At 41.5% G+C, this 16283-nt stretch carries 12 protein-coding genes; 11 read left to right on the forward strand and 1 reads right to left on the reverse strand.

Annotated features, from left to right (window positions below; translation table 11 throughout):
* The first annotated feature begins 346 nt into the window (after positions 1-346).
* From G3O08_RS07415 to G3O08_RS07460, 10 genes are all read left to right on the forward strand, one after another.
* Positions 347-2467, forward strand: coding sequence for a T9SS type A sorting domain-containing protein (locus tag G3O08_RS07415; protein WP_163284444.1), 2121 nt, complete (start codon positions 347-349; stop codon positions 2465-2467).
* 333 nt (positions 2468-2800) lie between these two features.
* Entirely contained in the window at positions 2801-3544 is a 744-nt protein-coding gene (locus G3O08_RS07420) for a beta-ketoacyl-ACP reductase (protein ID WP_163284446.1), read from the forward strand.
* Positions 3545-3556: 12 nt separating this feature from the next.
* Entirely contained in the window at positions 3557-4552 is a 996-nt protein-coding gene (locus G3O08_RS07425) for a 3-oxoacyl-ACP synthase III family protein (protein WP_163284448.1), read from the forward strand.
* 6 nt (positions 4553-4558) lie between these two features.
* Positions 4559-5599, forward strand: a complete 1041-nt coding sequence (locus G3O08_RS07430) for an alpha/beta hydrolase (RefSeq protein ID WP_163284450.1) — start codon at positions 4559-4561, stop codon at positions 5597-5599.
* Positions 5592-7112: a sodium/pantothenate symporter gene (locus G3O08_RS07435; protein ID WP_163284452.1), complete on the forward strand. Its 1521-nt coding sequence runs from the start codon at positions 5592-5594 to the stop codon at positions 7110-7112. Before G3O08_RS07430 ends, G3O08_RS07435 begins: the two co-directional genes overlap by 8 nt.
* Positions 7109-8608 carry an AMP-binding protein gene (locus G3O08_RS07440; RefSeq protein ID WP_163284454.1) on the forward strand — a complete coding sequence of 500 codons (1500 nt, stop codon included), beginning with the start codon at positions 7109-7111 and terminating at the stop codon, positions 8606-8608. Before G3O08_RS07435 ends, G3O08_RS07440 begins: the two co-directional genes overlap by 4 nt.
* Positions 8595-9353 carry a fibronectin type III domain-containing protein gene (locus G3O08_RS07445; RefSeq protein WP_163284456.1) on the forward strand — a complete coding sequence of 253 codons (759 nt, stop codon included), beginning with the start codon at positions 8595-8597 and terminating at the stop codon, positions 9351-9353. The genes G3O08_RS07440 and G3O08_RS07445 overlap by 14 nt, the downstream gene beginning before the upstream one ends.
* Before the next feature lie 64 nt (positions 9354-9417).
* On the forward strand, positions 9418-11013 hold the full coding sequence (locus tag G3O08_RS07450; RefSeq protein ID WP_163284457.1) for a hypothetical protein: 1596 nt from the start codon (positions 9418-9420) through the stop codon (positions 11011-11013).
* A 9-nt stretch (positions 11014-11022) separates the two neighbouring features.
* Positions 11023-11988 carry an alpha/beta fold hydrolase gene (locus G3O08_RS07455; protein WP_163284459.1) on the forward strand — a complete coding sequence of 322 codons (966 nt, stop codon included), beginning with the start codon at positions 11023-11025 and terminating at the stop codon, positions 11986-11988.
* A gap of 324 nt (positions 11989-12312) precedes the next feature.
* Positions 12313-13680 (forward strand): hypothetical protein, encoded by a 1368-nt coding sequence (locus tag G3O08_RS07460; RefSeq protein ID WP_163284461.1) that lies wholly within the window; start codon positions 12313-12315, stop codon positions 13678-13680.
* Between the two features lie 103 nt (positions 13681-13783).
* Here the strand turns inward: G3O08_RS07460 and G3O08_RS07465 are convergent, their stop codons facing one another.
* Positions 13784-14929, reverse strand: a complete 1146-nt coding sequence (locus tag G3O08_RS07465) for a hypothetical protein (protein WP_163284463.1) — start codon at positions 14927-14929, stop codon at positions 13784-13786.
* Positions 14930-15068: 139 nt separating this feature from the next.
* Between G3O08_RS07465 and G3O08_RS07470 the strand changes: the two genes are divergently transcribed.
* Positions 15069-16178 (forward strand): hypothetical protein, encoded by a 1110-nt coding sequence (locus tag G3O08_RS07470; protein WP_163284465.1) that lies wholly within the window; start codon positions 15069-15071, stop codon positions 16176-16178.
* The last annotated feature ends 105 nt before the right edge of the window (positions 16179-16283 follow it).

Genomic DNA, 16283 nt, shown 5'->3' on the forward strand with positions numbered 1-16283 from the left:
TACTGTCATGAGATCCCTGAGTTTAGGATTTAACAAGAACTTGAAGCTTCCGGGTTAGCTTGCAGTTAAACTGTCGGATGGATTACAAGAAGGTGCAAATTTAAGATTAGGGTACACGACTTGCGGAGAGTGTTTGATTTAAAAACTTCATTGTCAACTACTTAAATCTATATTTAAACCAAATCAATGCCTTAAAATCAAATAAATACTGGATTTTATCGCTTCATAATATTCTAATTTCGCATTTAGGAAATGCATAATGTGAAAAATTGCTATCAGAATACCCTTGCCAGTTCGGTATTAATATATACTTTTAGGCTTCTTAACACAAAAAACAAAAATCAATATGAAAAAACTGTACACATTAAGTATAGCTCTGTCAATGGTTGCTTTTGGAACGCAATCGTTTGCACAGGTAAACAAAACAGTGAAATTTGCTCCTGAGTATCCGGATGCAGAGCGCACTGTAGCAACAGACAATCAAGTAGTAAAAGGCAATCTTGACACTAAATCTACAGACGCAATAGTATTTTGGTCTGAAGATTTCAGCAATGGATTTGACGGACAAGGTGACAATGGCGCCTGGAATTTCGATTTGGACAATGGTGAGCTGTGGTTTCAAACATTCCCTGCTGATCAGCCAAATGGTTATGATCCTGACGCGCCACTTGTTGGTCAGCCAGCTTATCAAGATGCCCTATCAAGTTTCTATGGTGGTGCTGAGGTAAACTCACCAACACGCGATAATGGATTCATGATGATTGACGCTACCCGTTGGGATAATTCCGGTGGTGCTGAAATTATTTCAGCTCTTGTTTCTCCTTCAATTGACCTTAGCGGTCAAGGCATTACCAACGCAAACCTTGTATTTTATCAGCGACTACGTATGTGCTGTGCAGGTAGCGGACTGGTTGCCAATGCTGAAGTAAGTGTTGATGGTGGTGTTACTTGGGTTCCTTACGATGTTTTCTATCCATACGGAAGTACGAATGACAATATCAATCAGGAAATCAGAATTGATATCTCTGAAACGCTTCAGGGTGCAATAACCCTTGATAACGTTAAGGTTCGTTTCTTATGGGCCGGCGCTCAAACAGACTACTTCTGGCAAATTGATGACGTATCTATTCAAGAACTTGAAGACAATGATCTTCAAGCCGGAGCTACATGGTATAACAACCACTCTACCGGATATACCGATTACAATGAAGGTCTTTTAAATGGTGAAGAATATCTTCGCACATTTGAGAATTCAAGAACCCCTATTTATTTTGCACGTCCACTTACTTTTGGAATGGTCGTAACGAATAATGGTTTTGAAACACAAACTGGTGTTCAGGTTGTAGTTACAGGAATTAAGCCTGATGGTTCTACTTTCCCCATAGGCGCAACTGAGTCTATTAACATGCCTTACGGTATGACAGATACAATTAATTTAGAGCCCACTTCAATTCCGGATCTTGAAACAGGTCTGTATCGATTTGCTTATACTGTTATTCAAAATGAAGCAGACTCACGACCTATGGATAACGTAGGTGATACAACTGCAACGCGCTTTACTGATGAGAGCAGTGCATTTGATTACTTTTCTATTATGCAAAACACGAGAAATGTTAACGGTGGAAGATATCCATTCGCCGATAATATTATTTGGTCAACAGCATACTCTTTTCCAGAAGTAGCCGAAGGTGTAGGGCCTAAAGCTATTACTCACGTTGAGGCGGTATTTATGTTCACAGGACCAACTTTTGCTCCAACAGTTGTTGGTACAACAGTATATTTCAACGTTCGTAAAGGTTCACTTATAGACGAAGATCCAGATGTTCCGGAATCACTTACCACTGTTGAATTTGGTAATGACCCGCTAAACTACGAAGGAATTGATATTGAGTTTACGATTACTGAAGACGATATTTGGTACACAGCTGACGGTATAGCAGCGTACCACTATGCTTCTTTTGAGTTGCCTACTCCTGTTCTTATAGAGCCAAATACAGCCTACCAGGCAGAGGTTAGAATTCCATTCGGAAATGCGGTTTACGTTCCGGTATCTTCACCAGAGGAAGAATTGGGATCGCTTGTTTATCTTTTCAATTACAACGCCAACGCTCCAGGCTGGTATGGTTTGGGTGATGCAGTAATGCCGCTTCGTTTTAGAGTTGCAGATCCTGTTACCATAAATGTTGATGAGATTACTTACGAAACAGGAATTTCTTTGGTACAGAACTATCCGAATCCTTTTACAGATGTAACAAGAATTCAGTATAGTATTGACAAAGCTGATAATGTAAAACTTGAAGTAAGAGACATTTCAGGAAAACTTGTATTCGAAAAAGATATGGGTACAGTTCCTGCAGGTATGCCACAAAGCTATGAGCTTCAAAGAGGTAACCTTGCTCCAGGTATGTACACATACAGCATTGTAACTTCAGAATACCAGGTTTCACGTAAACTTACAGTTCAGTAAGCAAACGTAAATCTCAAATATTTAAACCCCTCGGCGCTTGCGTTGAGGGGTTTTTTACGTGCTTTAGTTTAGGAGGTCATACGGCTCGTAAAATCAGATGTGCATTCCCAAAAAAAAGTCAGACCGGCTTATCTATACCTGCCCCTTGCGCAAAAACAAATAGAATTATCACATGTGATACAATACACCCTATCAACTTCAATATCTGTACTTTGGAATATATGGAGACATATTATCCCACGTAAATATTTTAAATTTCTTTTCCGATATTGAATCTTTGCCTTTACATTCACAAATATCAATTGAAACTTGATTATAAAAACAGAATTAACAATGAAATCGTTGGAAGGAAAAATAGCCATAATTACAGGTGGCGCGAGCGGCATAGGTCGTGAAACTACACTCACATTTCTTAAAGAAGGAGCTACCGTAATTATTTGGGATATAAATAAAACCAATGCGGAAGAAACACAGAAACTTACAGGAGAACATACATCGGTTGTGGAGTTTATGCACGTTGATACCCGCAACTACACCGAAGTAGAGAATGCTACAAACAAAGTATTTGATAAGCACGGTAAGATTGATATTCTAATTAATAATGCGGGAATAACGTCCGACTCGACCCTCAAAAAGATGGAGCCGGAGCAATGGCAAAAAGTGATTGATGTAAATCTAACGGGCGTTTTTAATTGCGGAAAAGCGGTAAGCCTTAAAATGATGGAAAAGAATTCGGGTAAGATTATCAATACATCGTCGGTTGTGGCGCACAATGGCAATTTTGGACAGAGTAACTACGTAGCTACAAAAAGCGGAGTAATTGGTCTTACAAAAGTCTGGGCGCGCGAACTTGGTAAATACGGAATAAATGTAAATGCAGTAGCGCCTGGTTTTATAGAAACCGAAATGATTCTCTCCGTTCCTGAAAAGGTGCTTGAAGGATTGCGTGGTAAAACGCCGCTTGGGCGTCTTGGTAAACCGCAGGATATTGCAGATGCCTATGTTTTTCTTTCATCTGACAAATCAAATTACATCACTGGAACCGTCTTGAATGTAGATGGCGGAATGGTATTTTAAACGACGCGTGAAATGGAGAACAGAAATGCCATAATAGCAGGTACAGGAATGTACGCACCACCTAAAGTGGTAACCAATAGCTATTTTAATGAATTGCTAGGCGAAGATGTTGACACTTGGTTGCGCAATAACGTTCAGATTTATGAACGTCGCTGGACCGGGCCAGATGAATCTACCGCCGACCTTGCTGAAAAAGCTGGTTTAATGGCTCTAGAAAATGCAGGGGTTACCGCCGCAGATCTCGATCTCATTATTATATCTACAGATACTCCCGAGTTTGTATCGCCGTCAACTGCCAGTGTGGTACAAAACCGCTTAGGAGCTTTAAACGCAGGTACATTTGATATAAATGCTGCCTGTGCCGGATTTGTTACAGCCCTTGATATGGCTGCAAAGTACATTAAAGTTGATTCGCAGTACAAACATATCTTGGTAATCGGGGCTTACAATATGTCAAAGTTCCTGAATTTAAAAGACAAGAAAACCGTTACACTTTTCGCAGATGGTGCTGGTGCAGCAGTTTTATCGGCCATTGAAACTGGCAACGGAGGCATGCTGGCTTCTGTGCTGGAATCAAAAGGTGAGTACAACGAGTGGATGGGCATTTACGCTGGTGGCGCAAAAACCCCGGTTTCTGTAAAGGTTCTGGAAGAAAAAACCCAGTTGCTGCAGTTTGTCCATAAGTTCCCGAAAGAGCTAAACCCCGTTACCTGGTCGCGGATGATAAAAGAACTGTGCGAAAAAGCCGGAATCGATCCGGATGATATCGCCCGGTTTTATATTACTCAAATAAATATCAATGCTATTCACGAGACACTTGACATTCTCGGTGTTAAGCATGATAAAGCAGAATATGTAATGCACTACTATGGCTATACCGGTTCGGCCTGTATTCCTATGGCTTTGCATCAATCCGTAGAAAACAACGCTATTAATCGAGGTGACTATTTAATGTTCATTGGTTCGGGTGGAGGACTTGCATTTGCCGGAGCACTCTTTAAATATTGATTAATCATGGTTGAAAGTTCCTACATATCGGCAAATGGAATTCGCCAACACCTGCTGGTAAACGGGAGCGGTGAAGACACGATTTTGTTTGTGCATGGAAATGGCTCAGATTCTGTTTTTTGGAAATCGCTGATGCGCAAACTTTCAAAGAAGTATAGAGCTCTTGCGCCCGATCTGCGCGGATTTGGAAAAACCGAAGCCATTCCCTGCGATGCTTCCAGAAGTTTTGGCTGCTTTGTAGATGATATCACAGACCTACTTGATGAACTGGCAATTGAGAAATACCATTTCGTTGGTCATTCTCTTGGTGGCGGGGTGGGTTGGGAACTTTTGATAAAAGATCATGCCCGGATAAAATCGCTTACTATGATTAATCCGGCTTCCCCATTTGGATTTGGCGGAAGCAAAGACGAAAAAGGCACACCAACTTTTGAAGATGGTGCCGGTAGTGGCGCGGGAGTGATAAATCCCGACTTTGTAAAGCTACTTCAGGAAAAGGATAAATCAATGGACAATCCATCCAGCCCATTGAATATAATGAACAATTTTTACTGGGATCCTCCATTCGTTCCAGAAGATATTGAAGAGCTTTTAGACGGACTTTTAAAAATGCAAACCGGAGATAAATTTTATCCTGGAGATTCGAAACCATCAGAGAACTTTCCATTTTCTGCACCGGGCAAATTTGGGCAAATTAATGCTGCTGCTCCGCTTACAAAATTCGATATACTGGCAAATCTTTGCTCCTTGAAAGTCAAGCCTCCAGTGCTTTGGTTACGGGGTGCAAAAGATAAAATTGTATCAGACAATTCGCTTTTTGACACAGCTGTGCACGGCGCTGCGGGTCACATAAAGGGGTGGCCCGGAGCCGAGATTTGTCCCCCGCAGCCCATGATTAAGCAAACCCGCTTTGCACTTGATGCTTATAAAAAGTCGGGTGGAGAATACAGCGAGCTCGTATTGGACAACTGTGCTCACTCCCCTTATATAGAAGATTTCACAGCCTTTAATGCATTATTTATTCCCTGGTTAGAAGCGCATGAATAGTTCAGAATACATATTGCCTACCATTGGAATGCTCGCTGTGCTTATGGCGGTAATCTTATATCTGGTTTTTCGGGGTGCCAAGAAAACAACCACCATGTCAGATTATGCTCTTGGCAGCTTTGCTTTTTCGCCTGTCGCCGTAGGCTTGGCACTCGCCGCCAGTATGACCAGCGCTGCGACTTTCATTATAAATCCGGGTTTAATAGGTCTTTACGGAATTTCGGGGGTCATCTCTTACGCCATCGTTCTTCCAGTCGCCGCATTTGTTTCACTTGTAGTGCTCACCAAGCGATTTAGAGCGCATGGCACAAAGGTAAAGGCACTTACTATGGCGCAGTGGATGGGTAAGAGGTACGACAGCAAAGGCTATGCAACCTTCTTTTCTATTCTTTCAGTCTTACTGATTACTTTTATTGTACTTATTGTGGTGGGATTGGCGCAACTTCTTTCACAATCTCTTCAAGTAGAGCCAATTATAGTAATGATTGGTATTGTAGCATTTGTATTTACCTACATGATGTTTGGTGGTGCCAATTCGCTGGTTTACACCAATACTATACAAGCCGTGCTCATGCTTATCGTGGCTATTATCCTGCTCGCTTCGGGAAGAAATTTTTTCTCTGATGGTATCGCGGGGTTTATGGATCAGCTCGCCGCCATAAGCCCAAATTTGGTGAAGACCACAAATCCCGAAAGCTTTTTATTCAGAGACTATTTTGAAATTATTGTTTGCCAAATTGTGATTGGAATTGCGATAGTGTGCCAACCTCACATTATTACTAAATCTTTGATTCTGACTAAGGAATCTCAAGTAAACAAGTTTCTTGCTGCCGGAATTGGTACGATGGTTATCTTCTTTCTGGTGGTGATTGTGGGGCTTTATGCTCGACTTACCTTTCCGGCTTTTACCCTTGATGGCACACCCATTAAGCCAGATCAGCTTGTGCCCTTGTATATCGTTGAACATTTTAAAGTAGGCACCGGACTAGTGGTAACCCTGGGCCTGATCGCAGCCGGTATAAGCACGCTGGAAGGTTTAATACAAAGCTTGTCGGTAACATTTACTTCAGATTTGCTTATCGCGAATAGCCCCAAACTTGAGGTTCTCTCTGACAGAAAAAAAATTAGATTAAACAGAATGGTTATTGTGGTGCTTGCGCTGATCACCATTGCCCTATCAACCAGGCAAATTCTGGAGCCGGAATTGAGCGTTGCCATTTTCGCACAAAACGGTGTCTACGCTTTTTTTAGTGCTGCATTCTTTCCATTGGTTATGGGAATGTTTTCAAAAAAGACCAACGCCGGAGCGGCGATTGCGAGTTCGCTCACAGCTCTGGTTGTGCACTTTTCGGTGTATTATGGCAATATAGGAAGCTATATGCAAAACCCGGTAAATAATCCGGCAATAGCGGCTACTTTCGCTATCTTGTCTTCAGTAATGGTGGGACTGCTATGGCTGCGATTTTCAAATTCGAATGAAACATTTCTAAGAACAGAATCAATCAAGACATGATGGCTTTTGACTGGATAGGAAAATGGGCTGAATATTCGCCTGAAAAAGTTGCAATACGCGATGTGAAGTTGGCTATTGACTTTACATACAAGGCACTCAATGAGCTGGCCCAAGATATTGCATTTAATCTTCATAAGAATTTCGGACTTGTAAAAGGCGATAGAATTGCGATTTTATCTGCATTCAATGCCGAATTTATAGCTCTTTTTAGCGCCGCCCAAAAAGCAGGGTATATTCTGGTGCCAATAAATACACACCTCACCGCACACGAAGTGGCGTACCAGATTGAAAATTCGCAAGCCAAACTCATTATTTTTGAAGATGCCTTTGCCGGTAAGCTTAAAGACTTGAAACCGCCGAAGATTAACTGGAATGAAATATCTGGCAGTTCAAAGGAGACTTATTCCAATTCAATTTCTGAAGACGACCCAATTTTTATTCTTTACACTTCGGGTACTACAGGAAGACCCAAAGGATGCATTTACACTCATAAAATGCTCTTTTGGAACAGTATAAATACAGAGCTACGTCTTGATATTACATCAAATGATATTACACTTAATTGCATGCCGTCCTTTCATACAGGTGGCTGGAATGTGTTAATAACCCCATTTTTACATCATGGTGGTACAATTTGGCTGCTTAATGAGTTCGAACCACATTTGGTGTTGGAATGCCTTGAAAAAAGTAAATCAACACTTTTTATGGCGGTTCCAACTATGCTCAAAATCATGTCAGATTCAAACGCATTTGCGGAAGCAGACCTCACCGCAATTCGCTACTTTATTGTGGGTGGCGAGGCATTGCCTATTCCTGAAATTGAAACTTGGGATAAGAAAGGAATTCTAATCAGACAAGGATTCGGCCTTACAGAAGTTGGACCCAATGTTACTTCACTTCACCAATCAGATACTACCCGAAAGCGTGGATCAATCGGATTTTTCAATTTTTACATTACCGGCAAGGTGGTAAACGAGGCCGGACAAGAATGCAAACCTGAAGAAGTTGGCGAATTGCTTATCAGCGGCCCGAATGTATCGCCGGGCTATTGGAACAACCCGGAAGAAACGACTAAAGCCTTTGCAGACGATTATTTTAAAACCGGCGACTTGGTAAAGCGCGATTCCGAAGGATATATCTATGTGGTAGGCCGCAAAAAGGAAATGTACATCAGCGGCGGCGAAAACGTGTACCCGCGTGAAGTTGAAAAAGTGCTGCAAACAAATCCGGCTATTTCAGAAGCGGTTGTAGTTGGAGTACCACACGAAAAGTGGGGAGAAACCGGAGCTGCATTCGTGATTAAAAAACCGGGAAGCGAAATTACAGAAGAGGAAGTTTTGAATTATTGCAAGGAATATCTCGCAAAATTTAAGCTCCCTAAACACATTGTTTTCCTGGATGAATTTCCAAAAAACGCAACAGGGAAAATCGATAAAAAAGAAATTAAATCTAAATTAAATCAAACAATAAAAACAAGTAATCATGAAAACAAGTAAATTTTTCTTTTTAGGGCTTTTAAGCCTTGGTGTAGCATTTTCATCGTGTAGTAGCGATGATGAAGAGACCCCACCTGCAGGAACCTGTGCAACACCAACAGATTTGATCATTGACAACACGACTGCCAGCTCGGTAACTCTTAGCTGGACGTCTACCGGAAGTGCATGGACCATTGAATACGGTGCAGCCGGCTTTACCCAAGGTTCTGGCACACAAGTAGAAGCTAACACGAAACCCTTTACAATCAATGGTTTAAATTCTAATACCGAGTACAACTTTTACGTACGTAATAATTGCACGGATGGAGCAAGTGGTTTCTCAAGTTCAGTTAGCATTTCTACACCAACCCCGCTAGTGGGCTCGTGGACTGCTTATGATGTTTCACCTCTTTTGGCTAGTTTCGGAATTACGGGCATTACGGCCGAATTTAGCTCAAACAATGGCTATGTGGTAACTTCAGAAGCTGCCGGTGCCCAAACCGTACTTGAAGGTACATACACAATTGGTGACCCAAATTCTGAAGGAATTTATTCAATTGTACTAAATCAATCATCGCCAAATTCATTGACATCAGAGGGTATATTTAAAGTATATGCAGCTTCTCCAGATTCAATGTGGTATGAAGTAGCACAGACTGACCCAGGCATTACAGGAGTTACTCCGCCTACTCAGGAAGCTGGTTTTGGATCCACTTCCGGTGGTGCTTTTGGAATGACGAATATCCAGAAATACAACAGACAATAATTAAATATCTCCCTTCTCATCAAAATGCGAAGGGAGATATTTTTCACAATCAAACTCATTACTTATGCGATTGAAATTCTACTTATTAACCCTTTTAGCTAGCTCTCCTTTCGCCCTCTTTTCGCAGTCTAATCCAGACTCTGCATTGGTAGCCATACCGTATTATTTCAATCAGGAAATACCCGTAAAATCAGGAAAGGAGCTCACTTTTATCGCTTATTATTTCAATCAAGCCGTTACATCCAATTATTTTCCGACAAGTGACTTTTTTCAGGGACAAGTTATTGGTCGTTTATTTGGTCGTAGCACGGCACGCACTTCAGATACCCTATCAACGAATTTTGTTGAACAGCGCCTCCTGCCTTTCTTTATTTACACACCTAAATTAATGGACGGAAAAGTTACCCTGCGCGCCTCATTTGAAATAGACTGGACATGGGGAGATGCCTCTTACGGCTCAGGCGGAAACCAGGGAGCAGGTTTTAATGGCGACTTTGTAAACATTCAAACACAAAATATTGAAGTTGAGATCGTTCCCGCAGCGGGCTACGCGATCAATTTTGGGCTAATGCGCGCTTTCGATTCGCCGTATCATCCTTATAGAACCACCTTTGACAAACTACAACTAAGCGGATACCGCCTTATGTACTGGGCCGGTGATGCTGCAGGAATAAGCGGACGTAAAGATTTTGATCGCGGAACTATCTCAGCGGGAATCTATAATCTTTGGGAAAACAAAATTGAACTTCAAGACGACGTATGGTTGTCAAAAATAATGGGAATGTATCGCTTTTCTCCCCAATTCAATTTGGGTGGATCGGTTTATTGGATGAACGATAATTCAACCGGAAAAGGCGGTACTTCGATTCTGGGCCAGGGACCAAAAAGCCTGCTTACAGAATATACGGGAGCATATCGTTTCGTATTTCCAGATAAGGAGTACAAAACCAATGTTGCCTGGCTGGGTACCTTCTTTGATTACAATCAAGACTATGCCTATAACAATCATCGCGTATCGGGATTCTTTAATTACAATACCGGAAATATTGAAGGTGAGAATGGTGAAATTGCCTCCATCAGCGGTTTTGGTACCAACCTGCGTTATGGATATCGCTACGGTAAAACCGAAGATGATGAAGTGGGATTTGATTATATATATACTACCGGTGACGAAGATGGAATTACTGATGGCAATTATACTGGGGTAATTACCGGAAATACCTGGGGAGCACCCGGTAACCTACCTATCAGTACGGGAGCTAATATTCTCTTCCCTTCCGGGAATGTGGTAAACCGCTATATGCCACTAGTTTCTGACATCTCTAACATGGGTTATGGGCTCAATGCAGCTACGGTGAGGGTTAAGAAAGCCATTGTACCACACAAATTTATCCTTTCGGCAAATGGTGGTTTTGCTTTCGCCAATGCCGAACCAAACCAGGGCGGATTGCACCTGGGAACAGAAGCAAACCTGGGATTAATCTGGAAAATAAAAACATTCATGGAGCTCGAGCTTCGCGGAGCCCACGTTTGGCTCGGCGATTTTTATGATGCGCCTTACGCAAATGGCGACCAGTTTGTAGATGCCGATAAAAGGCTTAATAAGCGACCCATTGATCCCTGGACCGCATTCTTAGCATTTAAATGGCTTATGTTTTAAATTCACACTATGAAAAAGATTGGACTAATACTCGTAATAGCATTTCTTTCACATGGCTTTGTACACGCCCAGGGAATGTATCAGGATTTGGAAAAAGTGAGCAGCTATGAAGAAATCACTTATCCCTTTCCGGTAAAAAAAATAACCGTTTCAAATGGAATTGAAATCGCCTACATGGATGAAGGCAACGGAACAGAAACAATTATCTTTGTTCACGGCCTGGGAAGCTACGCTCCAGCCTGGAAGAAAACGGTAGCCGGTCTGAGCAAAAACTATCGCTGTATTGCTATTGATTTACCCGGTTATGGCAAATCTTCGAAGGGAAATTTCTCTGGCAGCATGACGTTTTATGCAGCTGTGATAAGTGAATTCGCCGAAGCGCTCAATTTAGATAATATCGTCCTTGCTGGCCACTCAATGGGCGGACAAATCTCTATTATAGCTGCGCTAAAATATCCCGAGTTGGTATCAAAACTCGTCTTGATCGCTCCGGCAGGGATAGAAACTTTCAGCATAGGCGAAAAAGATTGGTTTAGAAATGCCCTTACGGCAAAAGGCGTAATGCTGAGCAGCCTTCAGGACATTGAAACAAACTTTGGCAGCAACTTCTATAAAATGCCAAAAGACGCTTTTTTTATGGTTAGAGACCGATACGCCATGACCGGCGCGGGAGAAGAATTTCAATGGTATTGCAATATTATTCCCAAATGTGTGCAGGGAATGGTCAATCAGCCGGTAATTCGCGATTTGCCAAAAATCATACAACCCACACTTGTCGTTTTTGGCGATTCTGATGCATTGATTCCAAATAGATATCTTCACGGAGGTCAGACCGCAAAAATTGCTGAAAAAGCGGGAGAGCTTATTCCCCACAGCAAAGTTGAAGTTATTAAAAAAGCGGGGCACTTTGTGATGTACGAAAAAGCTGAGGAGGTGAATCAGATGATTTCTGGATTTTTGAATTCGGATTTTTGATTTCAGATTTCAGATTGTTGGTGCAAAGTGTACTCGGCTTTGGAGGCTTCTTGCACACGCTCGCGTCTCTGTTTATACCAAAGGAATCGCGACGAGGGTGCCGTGCTCTGGCGTCTCGTTTCGAATCCCGAAGCAATCGGGGCAAGGCTTCTTTGAACAAGTTTGTTCTATGGATTAAAAAAAGCTCAAATAAAAACTAACGATCTTTCAACAGAGCCCGGCCTCAACCTTCGGTTTTTACGGGCAAACAAGATGCCGGAAGAATAGTCCCCGAGCTCAAAGCTTGGCGACGGAGAGCACATAAAATTTTCATAACTTCGGTTTGTGAAAAAGCCCCTCCAGAAATTTGACTCTTTTGCTCTATCGCTCTTCCCTACCGAAGTAGAACACGTTAGAAATAACAATGAGATTTCAGATCCAGAGCTGATTTCTATTCTGGATAAGCTTCACATACTCGTCAATTTTCCCGAAAGACATATTGTATTTAATCCTGAAATTGACCCGAGAAAATACTCGCGGATAATTAGTTACTTCAATACCAAACTCGATAAAATTGATGTAGATGCCTATTATGCATGGATCACGAAAATTGATTATCAAATCACTACAGACGCTATTCCTCCTGAAGAGCAGCAACGCATACTGCGCGAAATAGAAAGCTTTGAGCCCGGGTGGTTTCACGCAGCGAGCTTTTACCGTACAATGCAAAACTATAAGCGGTATTTGCTTATCCGATACCGCGAAAAAGAGTATCTCATCATTAAAAACTTCCTTGAGCAATATGAAATATATTATGCTGAAAATGAAGAAATTGAAAAGCATATTGACGATTTAACATCTAAATTCGTGTTGCCTGAATCACTTCATTCAAATTCTGTAGAGACCGCCGACATTGATTGGCTTCTTAATACATTTAACAATGATCAAATAAGCAAGAAAAATCGCTACCAGGCTATTGTAGCCTACAATCTCTTTCACATTATTTCACGGCAAATTACGCCTATGCACGCTCCCATGGCGGCTTTGGAAAAAAGTCTATTGAAAGGCGATTTTTATTCAAGAAGAATCTTGGCTAACTATTACGCCAACAAATTGCTCTTGCGAAACTATGAAGGCGACCATGAGCGCGCAGCGTTCTGCGGACTTCAATCTATTAAGCAATACACCGAAGATTATTTGTACTACTTGAATAATTACTGCAGCGTATTGATGAATTTAAATAAATTTGATGAAGTACTGTACCGATCAAGAGATGCAATGCACGTGTACAAATCTTCGCAAGATAGCGGACGCAGACTTATATTTATGGCAAATTATTGCCGCTGCCTGAACAATTATCTGGAGTACAAAAAAAGTATCCGTCTGGCCAAAAGATTGATTGATGAACTTGGAAATTCCATTTTCCAGTTCAAGTGGCATTACCTCTTTCGGGTTTACTTTTCGGCTTTAATGCAAGATGACAGACACGCCGACTTGCTGCGAATGGAGCGGAAACACAAACTTAATGACCGGGAAAATCAATTGGAATTTGCTCCATATCTGCAATTATATACCCTGGCTGCAGGGTTTTTGGAAATGAAACTGGCTTCGGCGCATTATAAATCAAAACTGGAAAAAATAAGATCAATTATAAAACCCGAGCAGAAAGCAGAAATGCAATCACTTTTAACGGAAGTTGAGAAATTGAATTAATTAAAGTCTTTGTATAGCCTAACAACCAAAAAGCACCCTTAAGGACTATCAAAAATTTTGACCGACACACTAGCGTTTATTTACAGACTCTAATTAAAAGAGTTTACTTAACCCCTCTTTCGCGCTCCATCTCCACGGCAGTGCTGATACTTATTTTTTTCCCATTGTTAAAGGGCACAATGAATGCATTTGCTATGGCATTGTTTCGCACATAGTCATTACCCACGTCGGCATCTTTATAGGAGTAAAACAAGCCAGCATAGAAGCGCGCCAGGTCTTTGCGTACGGTTTCACCGGATATTGGAAACAAACCGTGGAAATTTTCGATATCCACATCGCTCGGATAGTAGCCTAGCTGAATTTTGTAAACCAGCCCATCGGGTACTTTTTTATCCATTTCAATCTTTTCTTGGGTGCCCGATGTCTCAAAATAAGAAAGATGTTCGGGTTCTTCCACATTCTTTACATCATCAAGGTGCTTTTTATTGAGCAACTGCCTTATTTCCTCAATTCTAAGCGATGTATCCTTCAACCGTGAAGTACTTTGAGCCATCATCTTATCAACCTTATCGAGGTTTTGACGAAGCGCAAAGCGGGTTTTTTGATCAGAGGCACTATTGATTTTCGTCTGAATGGAAACTGCGAGAACATCCAGTTCTGTAAGCTCTTCTTCCAAAGCATTTGAAGCCATCTGGAAAGCTGTTTCATCCGTTTCAAGACGGGTTACTTCATCTGCAAAAGGCAATACTTCATATCGCTTCTCTTCAGAATTCGGTGCATTTGATTCTGCATTAAGCAGTAATGAGGCATTGTAGAAGTCCATGACCGAATTACTGAGATTTAAGGCGGCTTCCCTGCCAAAAATATTGTGAGAACCTATGGCAGTCATCGGATAATATTCTCTGATAACCCTGTCCGCTTCAACGGTTTTCGTCCGACCTATATTTAGATAGTCAACCGCCGGGTAATTGATTGCCGGGGCATAAAAAAGGGCTGTATCGGCGAGCATTAGTGAGCGCTTTACAAAAAACAGGGCCGTATCGGCAAACATGCGCGAACTGTCAACCGCACTGATATAAGTAGTAAACTTGGTGTAATAATATCCTTCCTGTGCATAACGCGCTGCAGCAATAGCCGAATTTTTAGCCCGAGCTCCAGGAAAGTATTCTCTCTCAATTACGTCTTTCTGCTGCGCAAATAGCGAAACGGTGAAAAGAGCAAAAAGTAAGGTTAAAATTGAATGGCGCACAAAAAATGTTTAGTTAACAATTTTAGACAATAAAGGAAACATTTATTCTGGAAATTCAGGATGTTTTCAACATTTTGTTCCTAACAAAACATAAATCGTTTCCTTGTCGTATCCAAATTAAAAATACAGATTTGATACTGTGAAAAAGTATATCTCCCCTTTACTCGCTATCATGCTGATTTCCTTTACATTAAAAGGATTTTCGGCATCCAGCCATTCCAATGATGGTTCGTTTTTAGAAACGCAAGGTTTAAAAAAAGCCATTTTTCTTGCAGAAGATACTGGCACAACCAAAAAATTAGGTGCTTTTTTCAATGGATTTTCCGTTGGAGCGAGTGCCGGAGTTGGCCTTTTTCATGGTTCATTAGCAGATTACGACATTTTTGCACCAATGGACGATTTTAGCAAGTACTATAAATTTGCCTGGCGAGTAAATATTGAGCGTGAAATAAAATGGGGGCTCGGCGCTAAACTGCAATTTGAAAAGGGAAAATTGGGCGGTGGTCGCCTTCCGGGAAAACAAAGCCTTCCGGTAGATTTCGAATCAATATACAACACGGTTGGCCTGGTGATTACTTACGATATTTTAGATGCACTCACCCGAAAAAACGGACTTGAAAATCACAAGCTTTTTTTGAATGCCGAAATTGGAATCGGACTTACCCTCTACAGATCGCTGTCATACTGGCGCGCTGAAGATGGTCGTGTGCGCGATTTTGTGGGCTACACTGTTACCGACGACAATCCGCCAACCCAGCGCTACACGGCCGACAAAAAAACAGCGCCAGCAATGGCATTTAATGTACCTGTTGGATTTACTTTTGGCTATAGAGCAAATTACAAAACCGATATTACATTTAGCTACACCCTCAATAATTTGAGCACTGATCGCCTTGACACCTGGGATCGTGATTTCTCTGCACAAGACAAATACTCTTACTTCGGCCTTGGTGTGCGGTACAACTTTAACCGCGAAAAAAGCCAGTATCCAGAAAAAAAGATAAAGGAAGAAAAGGCGCCGAAAGCAGAAGATGAAAAGTGGAAACTTTTTGGTTCTAAAAAAGAAGATGTGCAGCCCAACGCGGTAGATCTCGAAGAGCCTATTGCATCTCGTAAATCAGGGAAAATAGATCAAGCCCAGCAAAGCGAAGAATTGGAAAATGTAAAACTAAAAATGTTTGAGCTTCAGCTTAAACTTTTTGAAATGCAATATTTGCTGAATGGTGGCGACCCTGCAAAAACGGAGTAAGCTTATCGACAAGAGCAATTCCTTAATAGTTTTCATTACAATTAAAACAATGAATTGAATACAGAACCGAAAGGTTTACTTGCTGCGCTGCGCTATGTTCAAAAA

This window comes from Cryomorpha ignava, assembly GCF_010686655.1.
In the GTDB taxonomy this organism is placed as follows: domain Bacteria; phylum Bacteroidota; class Bacteroidia; order Flavobacteriales_D; family Cryomorphaceae; genus Cryomorpha; species Cryomorpha ignava.

Excerpts from the sequence above, each read along its gene's own strand:
- G3O08_RS07455 (WP_163284459.1), top strand. The coding sequence starts at position 11,023 with ATGAAAAAGATTGGACTAATACTCGTAATAGCATTTCTTTCACATGGC.
- G3O08_RS07420 (WP_163284446.1), top strand. The coding sequence starts at position 2,801 with ATGAAATCGTTGGAAGGAAAAATAGCCATAATTACAGGTGGCGCGAGC.
- G3O08_RS07445 (WP_163284456.1), top strand. The coding sequence starts at position 8,595 with ATGAAAACAAGTAAATTTTTCTTTTTAGGGCTTTTAAGCCTTGGTGTA.
- G3O08_RS07450 (WP_163284457.1), top strand. The coding sequence starts at position 9,418 with ATGCGATTGAAATTCTACTTATTAACCCTTTTAGCTAGCTCTCCTTTC.
- G3O08_RS07415 (WP_163284444.1), top strand. The coding sequence starts at position 347 with ATGAAAAAACTGTACACATTAAGTATAGCTCTGTCAATGGTTGCTTTT.
- G3O08_RS07425 (WP_163284448.1), top strand. The coding sequence starts at position 3,557 with ATGGAGAACAGAAATGCCATAATAGCAGGTACAGGAATGTACGCACCA.
- G3O08_RS07430 (WP_163284450.1), top strand. The coding sequence starts at position 4,559 with ATGGTTGAAAGTTCCTACATATCGGCAAATGGAATTCGCCAACACCTG.
- G3O08_RS07435 (WP_163284452.1), top strand. The coding sequence starts at position 5,592 with ATGAATAGTTCAGAATACATATTGCCTACCATTGGAATGCTCGCTGTG.
- G3O08_RS07440 (WP_163284454.1), top strand. The coding sequence starts at position 7,109 with ATGATGGCTTTTGACTGGATAGGAAAATGGGCTGAATATTCGCCTGAA.